The 19,694-nt window shown below is 46.2% G+C and carries 16 protein-coding genes; 1 reads left to right on the forward strand and 15 read right to left on the reverse strand.

Annotated features, from left to right (window positions below; genetic code table 11):
- The 8 genes from L2730_RS00005 to L2730_RS00040 form a co-directional block, all read right to left on the reverse strand.
- On the reverse strand, positions 1 to 719 hold a 719-nt coding region (locus tag L2730_RS00005), incomplete at its 3' end, for a hypothetical protein (protein WP_248972707.1).
- A 14-nt stretch (positions 720 to 733) separates the two neighbouring features.
- Positions 734 to 2,059 carry an HlyD family type I secretion periplasmic adaptor subunit gene (locus L2730_RS00010; protein WP_248972708.1) on the reverse strand — a complete coding sequence of 442 codons (1,326 nt, stop codon included), beginning with the start codon at positions 2,057 to 2,059 and terminating at the stop codon, positions 734 to 736.
- Positions 2,052 to 4,175: a peptidase domain-containing ABC transporter gene (locus tag L2730_RS00015; protein WP_248972709.1), complete on the reverse strand. Its 2,124-nt coding sequence runs from the start codon at positions 4,173 to 4,175 to the stop codon at positions 2,052 to 2,054. The genes L2730_RS00010 and L2730_RS00015 overlap by 8 nt, the downstream gene beginning before the upstream one ends.
- Positions 4,172 to 5,830: an ABC transporter transmembrane domain-containing protein gene (locus L2730_RS00020; RefSeq protein ID WP_248972710.1), complete on the reverse strand. Its 1,659-nt coding sequence runs from the start codon at positions 5,828 to 5,830 to the stop codon at positions 4,172 to 4,174. The genes L2730_RS00015 and L2730_RS00020 overlap by 4 nt, the downstream gene beginning before the upstream one ends.
- A 310-nt stretch (positions 5,831 to 6,140) precedes the next feature.
- Positions 6,141 to 7,478: a tetrathionate reductase family octaheme c-type cytochrome gene (locus tag L2730_RS00025; RefSeq protein WP_428848422.1), complete on the reverse strand. Its 1,338-nt coding sequence runs from the start codon at positions 7,476 to 7,478 to the stop codon at positions 6,141 to 6,143.
- Positions 7,479 to 7,583: 105 nt separating this feature from the next.
- Entirely contained in the window at positions 7,584 to 9,296 is a 1,713-nt protein-coding gene (locus L2730_RS00030) for a DUF3373 domain-containing protein (protein ID WP_248972712.1), read from the reverse strand.
- Between the two features lie 172 nt (positions 9,297 to 9,468).
- Positions 9,469 to 9,798, reverse strand: coding sequence for a c-type cytochrome (locus L2730_RS00035; RefSeq protein ID WP_044556137.1), 330 nt, complete (start codon positions 9,796 to 9,798; stop codon positions 9,469 to 9,471).
- Between the two features lie 437 nt (positions 9,799 to 10,235).
- Entirely contained in the window at positions 10,236 to 10,955 is a 720-nt protein-coding gene (locus L2730_RS00040) for an SDR family oxidoreductase (RefSeq protein WP_248972713.1), read from the reverse strand.
- Between the two features lie 199 nt (positions 10,956 to 11,154).
- On the opposite strand from L2730_RS00040, the gene L2730_RS00045 reads away from it, so the two are divergent.
- Entirely contained in the window at positions 11,155 to 12,054 is a 900-nt protein-coding gene (locus tag L2730_RS00045; protein WP_248972714.1) for a LysR family transcriptional regulator, read from the forward strand.
- Between the two features lie 189 nt (positions 12,055 to 12,243).
- Here L2730_RS00045 and L2730_RS00050 read toward each other — a convergent pair whose 3' ends face one another.
- From L2730_RS00050 to L2730_RS00080, 7 genes are all read right to left on the reverse strand, one after another.
- Entirely contained in the window at positions 12,244 to 12,441 is a 198-nt protein-coding gene (locus tag L2730_RS00050) for a hypothetical protein (protein ID WP_220735644.1), read from the reverse strand.
- A 322-nt stretch (positions 12,442 to 12,763) separates the two neighbouring features.
- A complete protein-coding gene (locus tag L2730_RS00055) occupies positions 12,764 to 13,699 on the reverse strand; it encodes a sugar phosphate isomerase/epimerase family protein (protein WP_248972715.1) in 936 nt (311 codons plus the stop codon).
- 55 nt (positions 13,700 to 13,754) lie between these two features.
- Entirely contained in the window at positions 13,755 to 15,488 is a 1,734-nt protein-coding gene (locus L2730_RS00060; RefSeq protein ID WP_248972716.1) for a GMC oxidoreductase, read from the reverse strand.
- A 50-nt stretch (positions 15,489 to 15,538) separates the two neighbouring features.
- Entirely contained in the window at positions 15,539 to 16,165 is a 627-nt protein-coding gene (locus tag L2730_RS00065; RefSeq protein WP_248972717.1) for a gluconate 2-dehydrogenase subunit 3 family protein, read from the reverse strand.
- Positions 16,155 to 17,408 (reverse strand): MFS transporter, encoded by a 1,254-nt coding sequence (locus tag L2730_RS00070; RefSeq protein ID WP_248973159.1) that lies wholly within the window; start codon positions 17,406 to 17,408, stop codon positions 16,155 to 16,157. The genes L2730_RS00065 and L2730_RS00070 overlap by 11 nt, the downstream gene beginning before the upstream one ends.
- Before the next feature lie 20 nt (positions 17,409 to 17,428).
- Positions 17,429 to 18,478: a sugar phosphate isomerase/epimerase family protein gene (locus L2730_RS00075; protein ID WP_248972718.1), complete on the reverse strand. Its 1,050-nt coding sequence runs from the start codon at positions 18,476 to 18,478 to the stop codon at positions 17,429 to 17,431.
- Positions 18,478 to 19,647, reverse strand: coding sequence for a Gfo/Idh/MocA family protein (locus L2730_RS00080; protein ID WP_248972719.1), 1,170 nt, complete (start codon positions 19,645 to 19,647; stop codon positions 18,478 to 18,480). Before L2730_RS00080 ends, L2730_RS00075 begins: the two co-directional genes overlap by 1 nt.
- Positions 19,648 to 19,694 lie beyond the last annotated feature (47 nt).

The raw sequence follows: 19,694 nt of genomic DNA on the forward strand, positions 1-19,694 counted from the left end.
GTGCCAGTGCCAGTGCCAGTGCCAGTGCCAGTGCCAGTGCCAGTGCCAGTGCCAGTGCCAGTGCCAGTGCCAGTGCCAGTGCCAGTGCCAGTGCCAGTGCCAGTGCCAGTGTCAATAAGCTGGGCTGTGGGTTGTGGATTTGGAACTGATATTGAGGTTTTTTCTGGGGTTATAGTCGTTAAGGCTACGGTAAAGTGAGGCTGATTGTTTTCATTAGCAGTGAAGGTTAACGGTTCTGCTATGCTGCTCAAATCTATGGCACCATCAATGTTTGCGTGAAAATGTGCTCCTGAATGCAAGCCTGTTGTTTCGCTGGAACCCTGCTGCTGAGTGAGTGGCTGTTGTGCTATTTGAGCATTCTCTGTTGCATCAGCTTTCGCCTGCTTTGTCGATACTGTTTGCGTCTGTGTGGTTTTCGATTCGGTATCGAGTTGCTCGATATGCTGCTCTAGCTGAGCAGTGTCAGTTTTGGGCTCAGCCTCATTTTCATTGGCTATCGGAGTCGGAGTGCCCCAAGATTTATCCGCGACCAAGTCCTTATTGCCGATGATACTGGCTTTGCCACCGCTATCACGAAGCTCTTTGGCTTTTAAGCGGGCAACATCTTTATCCAGTTGCTTAGCCTTTTGTTTTGCTTCCAATTCCCTTTGTTTTTTTTCAGCTTCAATCGCTTCTGGTGTCTTAACACTTGATGTGGATTTCTTATCGTCCTGACTCATGATCTACTTCCTCTTTAGCGCTCACCAAAAGCTTCTGTGACATTAGTAAATACCGGCTTCCATAGATATTGGAATACCGTTTTATCGCCGGTTACGATGTCGGCTTCACCTGTCATCCCTGGGATCAGGTCAAACTGACCCGGCTTATCAGCAAAGTAAGGTTTATCTATACTGATTTGCACTTTATAAAATACGCCTCCTTTCTCATCTGAATCAGTACTAGGAGATATGCGTTTAACAATGCCATCGAGAGCACCATAACGGCTGTAATCAAAGGCATCGATTTTAATCCGCACAGGCTGGCCGACTTTCACAAAACCAATATCTCTTGGGGATAGTTTGGCTTCCATTAAGCCAGTTTTAGTCATGGGTACTATTACCGCGACAGTGCCACCTGGTTGGATGACGCTGCCTGTAGAAGAGGAGGGGATTGACTGAATAATTCCATCTACTGGCGCAGTCACAGTATTTTGTGACACCAATGAACCTGATGATTTTAAGCGGGCGATAATCCCCAGTAGCTCGGCTTGGGCATCGGTTCGTTTTTCACCAACCTCTTTTAGGAGAGTGGCTTGCTTCTGTTTTAACTGCTGCTCCAAGTTAAGCAAGTTTTTAGACAGTACTTGCTGTTTACTCTCCATGCCTTTGAGCTCACGCATATAGGAATCAAGTTTTTGTTGCGACTCTAAAATTCGCAGTTTTGAGACCGCTTGCTCCTCGGTTACTGATCGCATCATCTTAAGTGTTTGTTCGGCAGTATCTATCTGATCACTAAGCGGTGGGATCTCTGCTTTAAGGCCATCGATCTCTGCCTGGGATTTAGCGATGTCAGACTCTGACAGCTGCTGCATGGCTAAGCGTTCTTGATTCATTCTGCTAAGTGAAGCGGTGTGCAGTTTTACTAGTTGTGGATACTCCAACTCAAACTCGACGAAATTGGCTTCTCTTTGATCAATAAAGGCTTCGTAACGCTCAATTCTGAGTACCAAGTTGGCCCGTTTGCTCGCGAGTTCCTCTTCGGCTGATTGGCTGTCTATAGAAACAAAGCTGGCAAGCACATCACCTTTTTTGACCACATCCCCCTCTTCGACGACCACTGAAGCGATAGTCCCCCCGGTACGACTCTGTATGATCTGTCGGTGACCCAGAGGCACAACTTGTCCTTTAGATTTAGATATCTCTTCGACCTGAGCGAAAATAGACCACAGCAACATAATCAGTACCGAACCTGTGATTAAAAATATGATGCGCTTAATCAATTTTCTCTCTGCAGGCGCTTCAATTGCATCGGCAAATTCGTGCTCAGGCCATACTCGATTCGCTAGTTGACGATTATCCATTAGGGAGGTTCTCCTGAGGTGCTACTGATTGCGGTTGTTGAGCGGTTTGGTCGGGAATAGGACCTGCGTAAACGACTGCACCCTTATCTAAAATTACGACTTTATCAGCTTGCTGGATCAACTCTTGATCATGGCTGGTAAATAGCACGGTGCTTTTACCTTTAAGCGAGCTGAATGTTTTTAGCAATTGAGCTTTGGCTGCAGGATTACGGTTGGCAATGGGTTCATCAAGTATGAGTAAACTTGATTGCTTGAGCAGTGCTCGAGCTAAACTGATATAGCTACCTTCGACTGCAGATAACAGCGTGTGACCGCGGTTAAATAGATCGATGTTAAGATCATTTCCTAAGGCATTAAACAGTGACTCGCCTCCGGCAGCTTTGATAGCCGCAATCAGCTCTGCATCGCTGGCATCTTTTTTTGCTATGCGTAAGTTGTAGGCTAGAGAACCCGGGAAAAGATCTGGCTCTGCAGGGCAAAATGCGGCCCATTTTCGGTAAGCTTCAGGATCATATTGTTTTAGGTTTTTGCCATTAACACTGACGTATCCAGCCTGTGCTTCTGCGACACCCATTGCGGCAAGTAACATTGAGGTTTTTCCGCAGGCATTAGGGCCGATAATCGCTACATTTTCCCCTGGCTCTATATCTACGCTTACCCCTGCAAGGGCAGGATCTACATCTGCACCATAACGCAAAGTAAGGTGTTGAAAGCTAATCGCTGGCGGAGTATCTGTTGCTGGAGTATCGAGCCTTAATTCACTGTTCTCCGTTCCCGCTTGCATAAAGCGATCAAACTGCTTGATTGCCATATCCATCATGGTGATCTTTTGGCTAGAAGAAAACGCCAGTTGGGCTGGTCCTGTAATACGCCAGATTAGCATCACACAAGCAATGAGCGCTCCGGGGCTAATACTTTGGTTGAGCACTAAAAATATGCCGGTAAATACGGTGACCAATGCAGTGAGTAAGCTCATGGCATGGGCCACTGCGGCATTTAAACCATTACGCTTGGCAAAGAGAAAGTTTTGCCGACAATTTTCTTTGCACTGCCGCGCAAACTTAGTATTCCAACCGTCTGTTTCACCACTTGTTTTAAGTTGTAGTAAGTTTTTGGCTAGCTCGTTTATTGAGTTTTGGTAATCTCCGCTAATGGTGGGGGAGGCTGATTGAGCGTACTTATTAACTGCTTTCATCACCAAATAAAATAACAGCAACATTACCAGAGGAACGATGACTAACCAGCCACTCAAAAGTGCAATTGTGATAAGTGCAATAGCGGTAAAAGGTAGGTCGACTAGGCCTGCACCGCCAGGACCTGAAAGCAAGGTTCTTACTTTTTCGGCGTTACGCATTCGCGCCATATGGTTAGAGCTTCCCACTCTCGATAACACCATCAGCGGCATGCTTAATAGCCGCTTAAAAGTCAGATCCGATAAGTCTCGGGCAAAGCGGTTACTGGTGGTTGCGAGTACATTGGCTCGTGTCAGTCGAGTAGTGACCAACACCGCTAAGGCTAATGCGGCGCCAAGAGCGATAGTGGGCAGCACGTCTGGCGCTTGCCCACCAATGACACGGTCATAAACCGCCATGGTAAACAGTGGCACGGCTAAGCCAGTAATACTCGACAGTAAACTTAGCCAAAATACGGGTCGATACCATTTGGTGCGTTTACTCATATGGGCAGCAAAAGCACGTATGTTTTGCTTACTGGTTGGGAGGCTTTCGATAATAAAAACGTGGCCAACTAATGGTAAGTCTGCACCGCTTATGGGTTGCCACTGCTCAGTTTTCAGCTCAAAAATCTCATACCGCTCATCTCTACGTCGAGCTATAAGTGCAGGCCTATCATCGGGGATAATAATAAAGGGGTGAATGGCTTGTGATGTTGCCTCTTTATCAGCTTTAAATACTGAGTAACCGATATGGTGCTTGCTCAATAAATTAGCGAGTGTAACGGTATCAACATCCTTAACTGAGTCATCATTGACGATGTTGTTTGCTTGGGAGAATAGCCCTAGTTGCTGAAATAGCGCGACTAAAACACTTTTCAATTCTGTTAACTCTAATGCATCGCTTTCAGCTTCTGCTGGCTGAGCTTGATTGATTGAATTCATGATTCAGCCTCCTGAGTCGCCGTTAATAGTTGGCACTTACCTGCACTATCGATATTGACCTTTATCTCAGCGTTGTTAGCAAGCTCTACAAAATGAGAGGCGCAGATGATAGTCATCTCCCCTTTGTAGCGATTGATGACATTGATTAGCCGCACTTGGGAATCCGCATCTAGCGAAATCATTGGCTCGTCGAGCAGTAAAATAGAGGGGGATTGCACAAAAGCTCTGACCAAAGCGATGAGTTTTATCGCGCCTTTATTAAGCATTTGATTGTCGCTAACGCCCACTTCGGTTTGATAGCCAGATGGCAGCTGAGCGATGCTGCTGGTTAGCCCTAACGCTTCTGCTACCTCCATTGCCAGAGACTCTCGTTCGGGTCTAAACATGGTCATGTTTTCAAGTAAACTGCCGGCAAACAGCGTAGGCCAAGGTGAGACATAGGTTACCGATTGTCGATATTCATTGGCCTTGTGCTCGTCTTGCGCAATGCCTGCAATGGTAATTTTTCCTTGCTCTAAATGGTGGAAAGCACCAATAACGCTCAGCAGTAAACTGGCATGGGTGAGAGGATCTGAAGTTACCGTAACCAAACTGCCGCTTGGAATTGATAGGTTAAAATTGCTGAGCTTAGCACCCACTTGCGAGCTGGTAATATTGTCAAACTTGATTGGGCCTAGAGGCAGTTTCTGTTGATATTGGGTGCTGCCTTTAAACATCTCTTGTGGCAATTTAGCAAGGTCATTAACGTGATTCATTGCAGTATTTGCACTTGCGAGTCGCGATCGCAGACTAATGATGGCGCTGAGAGGGGCAATTGCTCTACCAGCCAATATCGAGCAAGCCGCAAGACCACCAGTCGTGAGGTTGCCATTGAGGACCTCATAACAACCAATCAAAACGATTAAAAGCGTAGTGCCCTGAGACGCGCCTTGGATCAACTCTTGTAGTTTGGAAGATAGCCAATCGACTTGTTGCTGCTGTTCTAGGCGGCGGTAATTTATCTCGCTATAAATTGCTGATAGTCGAGTTTCTAAGGCTAGCGCCTTTGCGGTAGTGAGCCCCGATAACACCAAAATCAGCATACGTGAGCGTTCACTGTCGGTGAGGGCTAAATCTTCAGTGGCACGGTTAAGCTTTTGACCGATAACAAATACCAAGCCACCGATAACAAACCAGACAGCAACGGGAATGAACACTAACGGGCCACCAATATAGGCAACCAGCGCTAGAAATATCAGCACAAAAGGGAAATCCATTAATGCCACCAGTGCTTGTCCTGAGTAAAGTTCGCGCATGGCGGCAATGCTAGCAAGGCCGTTTGATACTTTCCCTGTACCGAGACTTTCAACGTGGTGGTAGTCAGATTGCATTAATGCATTGACGACCTTAGTGGTGGTTTGTAACTCAAAGTTAGCGGCTGATGAGGCCAATAACCAGCTGCGAGAATAGCGTAATAGCAGCTCTAATAAGATAGCCACCGCCACCGCTGAAGCCAGCACACTGGCGGTGCCGTAGCCTTCATTTGGCAATATACGGTCGTATATTTGTAGCATGGTAAAAGGCAGGGCCAGCGATAGTAGATTGATGAAAGTTGAGGAGAGCAGTAACTCAGCCTTAGCGCGATTATTATTTAGTAAACTGAAGTTTTCTCTCATCGTTCATCACATCCTTGGGCCGTCAGAAAAGGGTGTATAAATAATAGTATAGCTTTCACTAACCTGTTCAACTTAACAGTTTTTTTACATCTTTGGTGTTAAAAATGGACAGTAATTTGTGATTTTCAGGCTTTTTTGGGGCTATTGTTCTAACCCTTAAGTCGTTGGGGGGGAGAGTCGAACATTGAATAATTGCCTGCTTTTTCCAAGCGGAGTTAGGGTGTCAGCCGGCAAATTGCAGGGGACCGGCTGACGATTAGCGCAACTAATGGAGCGATAGCTGCGCTAAATACTGCTTTGAAGTGGTAAGCTATTTGGCGTGCTTTATTCCCCCTTTATTTTTCATTGGGTCGCCATCATAACCTAGTGCTTTCCAATCCATACGGGTGCCTTTGTTATGGCAGTCGCTGCATTTCAATGCTTCCGTTTTTGGTGAAACCATGTGGTTTATACGCCACCACATCTCGGTTGCTGCAAAGCCATGTTCACCACTATAAGTGATACCTTTATCAGCTAAGACTTGATTGGCTTCCATGCCCAATTTAGCGGCTTTATCCCAATCATAATCTTTCCAATACCCGCCTTTACCGTAGACTTTAGCAGTAACAAAGATGTTCTGTTTACTGTCATAGATCTGCTTCCCGCGGTGTACTTTAAACGGATAGATTTTGGCGCTGCTATCGTTTATGTCTCCTAGCGGGCTTGTCAGTTTAGTCACCTTGGTTGGATCCATCTTGTCACCGACCATATAGGCATCGGCACTACCGTTATACCAAGCGTATTCAGGCTCAACCATCTTGCCCCAAACAAAGTTTCCTTTCTTTTTCTGGTAGCTCTTCTTGCCGTACTTATCTTTAGTTTCTTCAAGATCGCTACCCGCTGTAGACCAATCCCAGCTCATTTTGGTCGCTTCATTACGAGCAAAAAATGGAATATGACAAGTTTGGCAGGCAACACTGGCCGAATGGGTATTTAGCTTTTTATTTTTGTGCGGCGTGGCATCGTGGCAGTTAACACAACCAATTGGGTTTTGCCCTCCTGGTGATACCCCCATCGCATTTCCGGTGATCTGATGAGCTTCGGTGGTATGGCAAGTCTGGCATTGAAAATCGTTACCGTCGGTGTCCATATGCACATCGGTCGCTTTATCTGGGTAAGACATTGATGAATCTAAATCACCATGCTTTACCGCATCGCCACCGCCACCAAAGAAGTGGCAAGTGCCGCAGTTATCGCGCACTGGCGCGCCGACATTTTTAGCAACTCGCTCAAGGTTAACCTTGGCTAAGGCTTCGCCTGCGCCAGCGGGATCTTTGACATAGGTACCAGTGGTGTCATGACAGACAAGGCAGTCAACTTTGGTCATGTCAGTAAAATCAAAGTTGTTGTCTTTCCAACCATAGCCAGCATGACAACTGGTACATCTTGGTTCGTTACCTGAGATAGAGGTGCAGAAATTGTTGATGGCGTCTTTTTTACCACGTTTCACTGTACGTCCTGGTAACTTCTGTTCAAGTTCCCATGTCCAGTGTGACGACTTCATAAAGTCTTTAGCGTGGTCTTCGTGACATTCAATACATTGAGTGGTGACTTCTGAGCCTTGGGTAAATGGCCCCTCAACATACTCGCTGTGTGGGTTCGACGCCATGGCGAATTGAGCGCTGACAAGTAGCCCAAATACCAGGGTGGGGATGATGATTTTTTTCATTTTTAACTCTCCTGCCCCGGCTAACGCCGGGGGGATTCACTAGACTTAGAATTTAACGGTAAGAGAGGCGTTGAGGTCATAAGCCGTGTCGACCACGGGTAGCATTGAGTAAGCACTGCCTTCGATGACATCATCGATTTTCTGAGGTGCGCCAACTGGCGTGCCACTGCCGGTATATTCGAAGTCGTAATACATTCCAGCCAATTTGATGAACATATTAGGATTGATATCGAACATGTAATACGCCTCAGCAACATGGCCGCGGGTCGCTAGCTTGCTGCCGATCGGATCATCTTGTGCTTGGGTGAACGGAGTCCAATATTTTGAGCCGTAGTTGTATTCAAAACCGACCTTGCCGTAAGGCGCTGGGATCTGAATACCGGCATAGATGCTGTAACCGTCTTTGGCGCCGCTATCATCAGCTGCACTCGGCATCATGATAATTTCGCTGCCGTCAGAGTTAAGTTGCGCTTCAAAGACAGCGTCACTTAACATGCCGCCAAACATACCAGCATTGCCATTGCCATCAGCACGAGTCCAGCCTCCAGAGACAAACCATTTCACGTCGTTGTCTTCTTCACGTGAGAAGCCAATTCCACCTAAGAACATGTCGCCAATGACACCGCTTGGTTGTACGCGAGTGACAAAGTTAAAATTGTCGAATTTTTGCATATCTTGGTACATGGTTGGCGCAAAGATCCCAGCAAGTTGAGTTGGGAATGCCATGGTGCCTTTGAAACCATCATTAACATCTTTGGCACCAAACAATGTGAACTGGAGGAAGTTTTTACCATCGTTGATGGCATCAATATTAAACCCGCCGAGATGGGTATCTTTAGTGACGATGTCACCGAATAGTTCGCCATTTCCCCACTGTGATTCAAAACCTTGGCCGTAGCAGAAGCGCACCACTTGACCTTCAACGCCGGTAATATCACCGAGGTGGTAACCCATAGTCGCGCCGTCAAAATTGAAATTAACTAAGTGGCCTGATGGTGTGCCGCCACGCTTTTCATTCTCACGATATTGGGTGGGTGGGCCGTAAGTTGATGGGCGGCGTCCAATTGATAGATACAGCGGCGAGCCGTTAATATTTTTCCAGTCAAAATAAGCACGTTCAACTCTAAGCCAATCGCCACTGGTACTGCCACCGTTAGTGCCATCCATGGTAAATGAGTTCCATGAATCAAACACTTTTACGCCCGTTGAGTCGCCCCAGTTTTTGTACATAGAAAGGCGGCCAGCAAAGCTGACGTTGTCCCAAACTTTGGCTTTCAAGTTAAGTCTGAGGCGAGTGGTGTAAAAAATATCGTTGTCGATGTCTTGTGTGGTTTTAGGTGCTAATACATAGGGCATTACGCCTTGCAGTTGACCACTCTGGAATGCAGCTGCCAAATTAGGATCGGCTGCCATCATTTTGCCTAGTGGCGAATTAGCATCAGTTGGCGAGCCAAATACTCCAGACATCGCTTTGGCGCCAAAGTCATTGAAATTGACTTTAATAGCCGGGTTCCAGGTGACATTTTGGTAGTGTAAAGTGTGCGCTTTAGTGCGGAAGTCGCCAGTAATTTCAAGTCTGTCGAGCGCCGTATGACGCTCATTCGTATCGACACGATCATTGAGATCGTCGAGTTCACTGGTGATATCTTCTAGTTGGGCTTTTAGGTCGGCAATTTTTTGAGCATCATTATCGGTAGCATAAACGCTACCAGAAAAAGCGAGGGCGTTGGCGACAAGTAGTGAAATAAGGGTACGCATAACATCTCTCCTTTTGAGTGTTAACCACCCTGCTTGGTGATTAACCTCGATTGATGTTGAAGAATGACCTCGCTATTGCTGATTTTTGGCAGCACTAGTCCCTGAGGTATTCCCCATTTTCAATTTAAAATGTTGTTAGATATTGATTAGAAGGACTTAATCCCTCATACGGTTAACCACAAGTTTGTGGTTGATCTGAATCGGCCGCATGGTCATAAAGGAATTGTTGAATATCCTTAAGATCTTTTTCTGATAGTGCGTTGAAGGCTTCTTGATCGCCTTTGTGTTTCATACGCTTAAAAAAGCGATCCCACTGGCTCATGGTTTTAGTCATTGGCGTTATTTCGCCACCAATATCGCCTTGGCTATGGCAAGCTTTACACTCTTTTTTATACAGATGTTTGCCTTTTTTAGGGTTGCCGCCGTCTGCTGCTTGGGCTTGAAGTCCCAAAGACAGCGCTAGAGCAAGACCTATTCCAACTTTAGTGATTGTTTTCATCATCAATTCCTTACTATTTTTATAGGTTTTACGCCGTCCTTTGCGTGGTTAACAGAATGGTTCCAAAGTGCTTCTGTCTTGTTGCTAAATTTAACAGCCTGCTGTTATGAAATAGTTGAGCTTGATCACTTTCATGATAAAAATCTAATTGATAAAAATATCATTGAAAAAAATCTAATGGACATTTGACTTGTTGGTTAAGCTTTTGTTTTTTAATGGTTTTTGTTTTTGTTTGATATTGAGGGCGGGGAAGGGGTGCTTAGTTTTTAGCTATTTAGAGGTTGTTCAAGATCACACTTTTTGTTTTTAGCTATCACTAAAGTAATAGATTGGTTAATTTTAAGTGACAAAAAAGCCTCTATAGCGGATGCTGTTGAGGCTTAGATTAGACGCTACAATTTACACCACTAAGACTTTGAACAAGTATTAGCGGCGTATAATTAAGGCTGTTGACGTGTTGTCGCCAAGACAATTTCACGCACACAAACATTTTGTGGCTGTTCGAAAGCAAAGATAGCCGCATCAGCGATTGATTTCGGTTCAATGATCCCGCCCATGAACTCTTTCCAATCTTCGTAGCCTGACTTAATTTCGTCATTAGTTGTGTGGCTTAGCAGTGGGGTTTCAACTGCACCAGGTGCGATAGTAATCATACGTACGTCATCCATGGCCACTTCTTCACGAATGTTTTCAGTTAACGCGTGAACGGCAAACTTAGTGGCACAATATGCAGCGTGGTTCGGGAATGTTTTGCGACCCGCAACAGAGCTAATGTTAATGATAGTACCGGTTTTACGTGCTTTCATGCCTGCAAGTACTGCGTGAATGCCATTAAGTACACCCATAACGTTTACGTTAAGCATTTGGCTCCACTCAGCTGGATCTTGTACATCTGCCGCGCCAAGTAACATCACGCCGGCATTATTGATTAAGCCGCCAACAGGACCAAACTTCTCTTCAGCTGCTGTGATAGCCGCTTTCATTGCTGTCGCGTCAGTAACATCTACACTTGTGCAAATGGTATTCTCAAGCTGCAGTGCTTCCATTGGCTCAACGCGACGAGCCAATAAAAGTAGAGGATGACCTTTAGCACTGAATGCTTGTGCCATAGCTGCGCCAATACCTGAAGATGCGCCAGTAATTACGATAAGTTGTTTCATATAAACCTCAGTGAAAATGTATTACTCAACTCATGCAGTTGAACTGACTGTATTGAGTCGGCAATGTTAGTTAGTCATGTCGAATTGGGCGTAGTCTAACGCCAAGCTTATTGTTGATATATAATACATAGCGAACATCATTGTTTACATATAACTCCTAATGTAAGCTTGCCACTCTGTTTTCAGCCGAGCCGATGAGATGTACAAAGATTTAAATCTAGCAGATGTTAGAGCATTTACAGTGATTGCTGAGCAGGGCAGTTTTACCTTGGCAGCTGAAAAGCTTGGTTGTTCACGCTCGCACTTATCTAAGCAGTTGACTCAGTTAGAGATTTATCTCGGGGTGACCTTGATTACGCGCACGACAAGGGCGCAAAGGTTAACGGATCAAGGCGATTTTTTCTATGAGCGCTGCCAACATGCACTCGATGTGATGGAGCAAGCCGTTGCAAAAACGGTAGATAATGCGCAAAACCTACAGGGTAATATCAATATTAACTGTGTTGGTGGCTATATTGGCGAGGAGATTGTCACCCGCTTAGTGAATGACTTTATTAGTGCTCATCCCAATATCAGCATTAACCTAGACTTTAGCAGTCAACGTGTTGATCTAGTGTTAGATCATTTTGATTTAGTGTTTCGCATGGGGGAGTTAGAGGACTCTGGCCTAGTGGCTCGTAAACTCATGGGCATCGCTAACTGCACCTTGGCAGCGCCCGCATATCTTGAGCAAAGAGGCATCCCATCTCATCCGAAAGCATTGCATGAACACAGTTGTATTATCGGCTCAATTAACCACTGGAGCTTTCAGCATAAAGCTGATGCGCAGCAAAAAGCAGAGGTAGCGATCACCGGCAAGTTTCGCTGTAAAAATGGGCGAGTGATGAAAAGCAGTGCGTTAGCTGGTCATGGTATTGTGCGCTTGCCTGAGCTCTATTGTATTGATGAGCTACGACGCGGAGAGCTAGTACATGTGTTTGAGCAGTGGCTTATCCCAGCTACGCCGCTGTACCTGTTATACAGTAAAGATAAGTTTCAACCAGCACGGTTAAGGGAGTTTATTACTTTTACTACTCAACATTTTCTGGACTATGTTTGATAGGTTTTGCAGATAGCTTCACGTGTCGCTTCGACCACGCCAGAGGCGGAGATAATCAAATTTCGTTTGATAAAGGTCATGGTGCTTCGCCCATTCCTGTAATCAAGAGTTGAGCCAAGGGGAAAAGCGGCTTGCGCCCGCTCTTGATTTCATAAGAGTCAATCCCTCAGCGCCCCGGCGAAATAAGCCTTAAGCTTGCTCTAGCAGTTCCTCGACACCGGTTACTCCGAAGTATTGCACTGAGTTCTTGATGCTGACCTTTTTGGCTATCAGTTCACCATCTTTATAGATCTTAACAACTTTTTTGCCGCCTCTGTCATTGGTGCTGTACTCGTACTCATCGTTAAGGCGAAGTTCGTCAAACTGAGTTCTCATGATTAGATGCATAGTCACTCCTGTTGTAGACAAATAATACGGCTCACATTTACCTAGGCCTACACTATTTAGACGCCTGTTGGCAGGTAATAGTTTCGCTTTATTGTAATACTTTAAAGTCGTATGTATGGCTCTGACTTAAGTTTCAATATAGGTTATCTTCCCAGCGTTTGTCACAGCTTTTATGATTAGTTTTCTGCTGTTGAGCAAGTATTGCTGCAGCGGGGGGAGTTGGTCAGTATGAAAGTGGTATCGCTAGTCTTGCAGAACCATTAGGGGCGCAGCATTTTTCCCCTAATGGAGTGGTATTTTGAGTATTAACTTAAAGAACCCGTTACAGCGTTTTTATAATGCGATCTAAGCCTTTTTTCGATAATGCCACAGCTTCAAGTGGTGTCAGCCCATCGGGATACTCTTCCTGCTCGACGACAAACCACTGGGTGCCACCAACGGCTATGTTGCTGCTGATCACCGCTGGCCAGTCAGTCATGTCTTCGCCAATAATTGCACGTTTTCCTGCTAAGGCTTCGGTGGCCACAAAGCTCTTCGGCAGCTTTGCTTTAAAGTGGGTTGTCTGAGTACGGTTTGGGTAACGGTTGATATAGAGCACCGGGCTTTTTTCGGCATAAGCAACCCAACCGACATCCATTTGCATCACAAAGTCATCAGTAGTGTTACGGGCTATTTGATCCCAGAAAGTGTGCTGTTGGTAGGCTTCAAACTCTTCATCATGGTTGTGGTAACCAAAGCGTAACCCTTCAGCTTTTAACTGCTCGTTTAGCTTATTAAGATCGCTGACTAGTTCATTGATTTTATCTGGATCATTGGCGCGTTCATCCCAAGGTACAATCACGCTATCAACCCCTAAGGTTTGGTAAAATGCCACTGATTTAGCAAAGTTGTCGGCATCAAAATGCTTAAAACGTACGTGAGCGCCACTGGCTTGCAGTCCAAGGCTGCTAAGGTAATCTTTAAGTCCTTGTGGATCATCGCCATAGGGGCCGAAATCACCAGCAAATTCAACACCGGCAAACCCCATGGCGGCAATACGGGTTATGGTTTGCTTAAAGTCAGCTTTCAGATCATCTTTAACAGAGTAAAGCTGCACGCTGATTCGCGGTAAGCTAGTGGCTGCTTCAACCTTGGCGGGAGTGGCGTTTGCTGTTGGTTTAGCGGCTGTCACAGTTACAGTCTCCTGCGGCGTTGAGTCGGTACAAGCAATCACAATAAGCGCGAGTGCTATAAGGCTGATATTAGAGAGTCTATTCATTGTAAAATCCATGCTTTTTATTGTATTAAAGTCGGCTCATTTAAAACTAATTGGCTTAAAGTCTTTTCTGTTGTAGTTCTTTGGCGGCGTAATCGACGGCTCTTGCGGTCAGCGCCATAAATGTCAGGCTGGGGTTCTGCACTGCCGATGAGCAGAAACTTGAACCATCAGTGACAAAAAGGTTGGGTACGTCGTGGCTTTGGTTATAACCATTTAAATATGAGGTTTTAGGATCGCGCCCCATTCTTGCGGTACCAACTTCATGGATCGCCAGCCCTGGTGCTTCGTTGGTCACTTCAGTTTTGATATTGGTTAAGCCTGCTGCGGTCAGCATTAGCTCTACTTGATTGGCCGCATCATGCATCATGGCTCGCTCATTTTCAGAGAACTGACAATTGATATTGAGCTGAGGCATACCCCATTTATCTTTTAGATTTGTGTGCAGGCTAACGTGGTTTTCATAGCGAGGCAGCATCTCACCTTGGGCCCAGAGGCCAAACTTCCATTTACCTGGTCGCCTAAGTTTATTCTTGAAATCTACACCAATACCGTCACTACGTTGCATACTTTTCCAGTCTTCACGGTAAGCACGGCCAGAGAGTGCGTAGCCCCGTAGGAAACCGCGTTTGTTATCTGGCTTATAGTTGAAGTTGGGCATATAAACGCCAGTAGGGCGACGACCGGAATAGAACTCATCTTCAAATCCAGCTAGATCGCCAGTGCCGCCAGCATTGTAGTTATGGTCCATTAAGTAGTGACCTAGCACTCCTGAACTATTACCAATGCCGTTGGGGAAACGCTTAGAGGTGGAGTTGAGCAAGATCTGAGTTGAGCCTAGCGTTGAAGCGCAAACAAACACCACTTTAGCAAAGTATTCACGCTGGCTAAGGTCATCATTATCAATGACTCTGACCCCTTTCACTCGATTACTGCTTTCATCATAGATCAGACTGTGAACCACGCTATTGGCAGCGATATGCAAGTTGTTAGTTGCTGCAGCGGCGGGCAAGGTTGAGCTTTGGGTTGAGAAGTAAGCGCCAAAAGAGCATCCCGCTTGGCATTCGTTTCGAGCCTTACACTGCATCCGTCCTTGAGATATTTGCAGCTCGGTTGGCTCTGTTAAATGAGCGGCGCGGCCAATAATCATCGGCCGTTCTGGGTAGAGCGCTGAAAACTGCTTTTGTAGTGCTTTTTCGGGAGCATTGAGATCGAATGGCGGTAAAAACTCGCTATCAGGCAGGTTGGGTAGGTTCTCTTTACTACCACTAATGCCGGCGTGACGTTCTACATGGGAGTACCAATCAGCAATATCTGCATAGCGAATAGGCCAGTCATTACCATGACCATCAGTTTTGTTGGCGATAAAGTCGTAAGGTCCCCAACGATAAGATTGTCGGTGCCAAAGTAGCGATTTACCACCCAATTGGTTGGCTCTTATCCAGCTAAATTGAGTGCCTTTAGCGGTGGTATAAGGTAGGTCTTTATCGTTACCAAAAAAGTGTTTAGTGGCATCTTTAAAGGCATAGCATTGTTTTTGGATCTTATGTTGCTCGTTCACGAGTAGGTTGTCGACTCGAGTACGTAATGGTTGCTGCCATGGCGCAATATTCTCACCAATATAATCTTTCTGGTGCTCGACAATACGGCCACGTTCTATCATTAAGGTTTTAAAGCCGCGTTCGGTAAATTCTTTAGCAGCCCAACCGCCTGAGATCCCAGAGCCTATTACGATTGCATCAAAGACAGTGTCGCTGTTCTTAATATAATATTCGTCTTTTTTGTTGTTCATCTTGTCTATCTCACTGTGCTTTTTTTAACAGAAAACTGCGTTAAATAAATCTAGTAAAACAAGCCTTGAGAGCCCCAGTTACTGTCATCTTCACCTAATGCCACTGTGCCCTTATAACCGTTAGGGATAGGATCAAAGCGTAGCTCTTTCGTCGCGCCAACCTCAGAGGTGTAATAACCAAAACAGATCAAACTTTTTAGAAATTTAAAGTCATTGGTCTGTGACTTATTGAAGGGAGATTGTCCGGTGTCGATAGCATTGAGTAATTGAACTTGCTGAGTGTCGCTCACCGCTGTAAACATCAGTTGATATTGATGTTTAGCAGCACTATTGAGGTTATTAAGCGTAGCAATGACTCGCTGCTGCTCTCGCGCTTCATAACAATGGGCTAACTGGTTATCGATAAAGCCATGGCAGTCGACATCGGCAGCACTTGGTGTGTTGGTGCGCGGTAACACTTGGCGACATACTTGTGCTAATTGCTCAAGCTGAAAAGCCGTTAATATTTGGCCTTTTCCCTGAATACCACCGGGCACTATTTCGTAAGCCTGCGCCACCGATAGACCATTGCCAAAGATAAATTGACCAGCAGCAAAGCTGCCAACAAGGGCACTGAGGCCTTTTAGAAAACGGCGTCGGTGTAGCTGTTCGCTCGAGTCAGTTTCGTTATGCGGCATAGTCTTCACCATGATTAGTTTGCGGCTCATTTCCCGCTGGGAGTGCTTTTTTCGCGTTGTGTTTTCTCATGTAAAGCAGTAACACACTAAATGCGACGATCAATATCACAGGGAATATGGATAAGCTTGCCAGTACCGATTGCCCAGCTGCTAGTTCGGGGTTACTGCTTAGCTGTGATGCACTTTCTCTGGCTGTATCTATCCAACTGCCGATGATAGGGTTCCAAATGCTGACACCGAACATGCCAATGCCACCCATAACTGCTAAGCCGAGTGCACCGGTTTGCGGCATTTGTTCAGCGACAAAACCTAGCATAGTAGGCCAGAAGTAAGTGACACCAAGGGCGAACAGTATCGCTGCAACGTAGACAAAGCCGCCGGTTGCCCAGCTCATGCTGTAGATGCCTAAGCTTGCGACGATTGCCGACCCGAGTAGCAATCCAACAGGGTTGAGGGTATTTACTAGGAACGCTGAGAAATATCGGCCTAGTGCCATAATGCCAGTAATGAGTGCCATGATGAGCATAGGTGAAGCGCCTGAGGCGCCGAGTATTCTCTCTATCCATTGCTGAGTGCCAAGCTCAGTCGTTGCCGTTAGTGTCATGCATACAGCCATGAAGATAAATAGCGGTGAAATTAGCGCAGAAACATTACGACGAGTCGATATTTGTTGCTGTGGGATTGGCGGGAATATTTGCCTAAAAGTGAGTATGCCGTAAATCAATGTTGGTACTAGCATAATGGCTATTTGTGTTTGCCAGCCAAACCCAAGCTGAGTTAACAGCTGTGATGAAAGTGCGCCAATCACGATCCCGCCTGGAAACCACACATGGAAACGGTTAAGCATGATGGTTTTCTTATCGGGGTAAGCTGCCGCGATAAGTGGGTTACAGCCCGCTTCGACTGCGCCATTGGCAAAGCCTATAAAGAAGGTGGAGATCAATAAACCATAAAAGCCCTCTGCCGAGAGAGTGAGCAGCAGTCCTAATAAGTGACAACTAAAAGCGATAATGAGCAGCTTTTTGGCACCGAGCGAGTTATAGACTAATCCGCCAAATAGCGTTGCTACTGGGAAGCCGAAAAACGCCATTGCATTAACCCAACCAAGTTGGTTGTCACTGAGGGAAAACTCGCTGCTGAGCTGGGTTAAAATGCCAGCCCTGATTGCAAAGGTCATCGCGGTAACAGTCAGTGCGATACAGCAGATCCTAAATAGCATTGAGGATTGCCTGTGGGTATTCATCATTGCTCATGTCCTTATGCTTAAAGCCCAAGTAGCTTTTGATTAAATGTTAGGTTGGTTTCAACCGCGGCAAAATCATCAAACTGTTTGTCGGTTGGCCTTATCAGTTGCTGCTCGATATATTTTGCACCTTCACTGGCACCATCTTCAGGGTGTTTCAAACAGCACTCCCACTCGAGCACTGCCCAGCCTTGGTAGTCATATTGGGTGAGCTTGCTAAAGATGGCTTTAAAGTCGATTTGACCATCGCCCAGTGAGCGGAATCGTCCGGGGCGCTCCTGCCATGATTGATAGCCACCATATACTCCAGAGCGGCCATTGGGGGTGAACTCAGCATCTTTGACGTGGAATGCTTTGATGCGTTCATGGTAGATATCGATAAAAGCCAGATAGTCGAGCTGTTGCAGTAGAAAGTGGCTCGGGTCGTATAAAATATTGGCTCGTGGATGAAAGTCTACCTCGGCCAGAAAGCGCTCGAAGCTGGCGCCATCATGCAGGTCTTCACCCGGGTGCAGCTCAAAACAGACATCGACACCCGCGGTATCAAATGCATCTAAAATCGGTCGCCAACGTGCGGCTAGCTCTTTAAAGCCAAGCTCAACTAACCCAGCTGGTCGTTGCGGCCATGGATAAACAGTTTGCCAAAGCAGAGCGCCAGAGAAGGTAGCATGTGCTTTGAGTCCTAAGCGCCTGCTGGCAAGGGCGGCATGTTTTAATTGAGAAACTGCCCATTGGGTTCGTTCTGTAGGATTATCTCTATATTGCGGCGGTGCAAAGCCATCAAACATAGCGTCGTAAGCAGGGTGGACTGCAACAAGTTGACCTTGTAGGTGGGTCGAAAGCTCGGTGATTATAAGACCGTGGCCAGCCACAATTTCAGTGATGCTGTCGCAATAGCTTTGACTGCTGGCCGCTTGTTCGAGATCAAGCAGCTTGGGATCGGTAGGCAGCTGGATGCCTTTAAAGCCTTTATCGGCAGCCCACTGACATAGCGAGTCTAGTGAGTTGTAGGGGGCGCTATCAGCCATAAATTGTGCGAGAAAAATCGCAGGGCCTTTAATCTGTTGCATTAGGACTGCACTCCAAGCTCAGTGCTTGGCAGTTTGTGCCATTTAGTCTCAGCTTGGCTGGCAGTCACAACACCTTCAATAAAGGCCATTCCTGTTATAGCGGCGTCAATACCGGGGAGGTCAAGACTAAAAGCACTTTCAGGAAGATTGTCGAGTCTGGCATTTAATTTTGCGGCAAACTGCTTATAAATATTGGCAAAGGCTTCAATGTACCCTTCTGGATGACCTGCTGGAGTGCGGGTACATGCAGCTGCAAGCGGACTGATAGCACCAACACCCGTGCGGATCACTGAAGTTGCATCGGGATGTTTTATGATAAGGCTGTTTGGCTCCATTTGTGACCATTCAAGACTGGCTTTGTCACCGTAAATTCTCAGGGTGAGGCGGTTCTCTTCACCTATCGCTATTTGACTACTAAGCAATACTCCATGAGCTCCAGAGTTAAAGCTGAGCAGGATACTGGCGTCATCATCTAGAACGCGGCCCTCTACATTGCTGCTTAAGTTTGCGGATACCTGCTCAATAGACAAACCACTGACATATTCAGCAAGATTGGCGGCGTGCACGCCGATATCACCAACACAACAGCTGATCCCTGACTGTTTTGGATCTAAGCGCCAAGCAGCCTGTTTGCTGTCTTCGTCATCTTGAGACGATAACCAGCCTTGGGAGTATTCCACCAACACTTTGCGAATGGTACCAAGCTCACCACTGGCGATGCGATGCTTAGCTTCCTTGACCATAGGGTAGCCGTTATAGGTATGCGTTAAGCCATAAAGCAGATCACTGCTTAGCAGCTGTTGTTTTAATGCGACTGCCTGAGCAAGGTTTATGGTTGCGGGTTTATCGCTAATGACATGGAAGCCATACTCCAATGCCATTTTGGCTACTGGGTAATGCAAGTGGTTTGGAGTGACGATTACCACGACATCCATGCGAATGCTTTCATCGAGTTTGGACTCTTCAATAAACATCTGCTCATAACTGGCATAGCAGCGATCATGTGCTAGATAGAGATTTTTACCAGACACTAACGATTTAAACGGGTCGGCACTGAAGGCGCCACAAACTAGCTCAAACTGTCCATCAAGCCGAGCGGCCATTCTATGGATCTCTCCAATAAAGGCCCCTTGGCCTCCGCCTACCATTCCCATTCTAATTTTGCGCATGTTTAAATTTAACCTTACTGCAGTGATTAACTTATGTTATCTAAGTG

The organism is Shewanella kaireitica, assembly GCF_023284045.1.
GTDB lineage: Bacteria > Pseudomonadota > Gammaproteobacteria > Enterobacterales > Shewanellaceae > Shewanella > Shewanella kaireitica.

What these genes read in the sequence shown, in the direction of transcription:
- L2730_RS00010 (WP_248972708.1), bottom strand. Translation starts at nt 2,059, where the DNA reads ATGGATAATCGTCAACTAGCGAATCGAGTATGGCCTGAGCACGAATTT.
- L2730_RS00015 (WP_248972709.1), bottom strand. Translation starts at nt 4,175, where the DNA reads ATGAATTCAATCAATCAAGCTCAGCCAGCAGAAGCTGAAAGCGATGCA.
- L2730_RS00020 (WP_248972710.1), bottom strand. Translation starts at nt 5,830, where the DNA reads ATGAGAGAAAACTTCAGTTTACTAAATAATAATCGCGCTAAGGCTGAG.
- L2730_RS00025 (WP_428848422.1), bottom strand. Translation starts at nt 7,478, where the DNA reads ATGGCGTCGAACCCACACAGCGAGTATGTTGAGGGGCCATTTACCCAA.
- L2730_RS00030 (WP_248972712.1), bottom strand. Translation starts at nt 9,296, where the DNA reads ATGCGTACCCTTATTTCACTACTTGTCGCCAACGCCCTCGCTTTTTCT.
- L2730_RS00035 (WP_044556137.1), bottom strand. Translation starts at nt 9,798, where the DNA reads ATGATGAAAACAATCACTAAAGTTGGAATAGGTCTTGCTCTAGCGCTG.
- L2730_RS00040 (WP_248972713.1), bottom strand. Translation starts at nt 10,955, where the DNA reads ATGAAACAACTTATCGTAATTACTGGCGCATCTTCAGGTATTGGCGCA.
- L2730_RS00045 (WP_248972714.1), top strand. Translation starts at nt 11,155, where the DNA reads ATGTACAAAGATTTAAATCTAGCAGATGTTAGAGCATTTACAGTGATT.
- L2730_RS00050 (WP_220735644.1), bottom strand. Translation starts at nt 12,441, where the DNA reads ATGCATCTAATCATGAGAACTCAGTTTGACGAACTTCGCCTTAACGAT.
- L2730_RS00055 (WP_248972715.1), bottom strand. Translation starts at nt 13,699, where the DNA reads ATGAATAGACTCTCTAATATCAGCCTTATAGCACTCGCGCTTATTGTG.
- L2730_RS00060 (WP_248972716.1), bottom strand. Translation starts at nt 15,488, where the DNA reads ATGAACAACAAAAAAGACGAATATTATATTAAGAACAGCGACACTGTC.
- L2730_RS00065 (WP_248972717.1), bottom strand. Translation starts at nt 16,165, where the DNA reads ATGCCGCATAACGAAACTGACTCGAGCGAACAGCTACACCGACGCCGT.
- L2730_RS00070 (WP_248973159.1), bottom strand. Translation starts at nt 17,408, where the DNA reads ATGAATACCCACAGGCAATCCTCAATGCTATTTAGGATCTGCTGTATC.
- L2730_RS00075 (WP_248972718.1), bottom strand. Translation starts at nt 18,478, where the DNA reads ATGCAACAGATTAAAGGCCCTGCGATTTTTCTCGCACAATTTATGGCT.
- L2730_RS00080 (WP_248972719.1), bottom strand. Translation starts at nt 19,647, where the DNA reads ATGCGCAAAATTAGAATGGGAATGGTAGGCGGAGGCCAAGGGGCCTTT.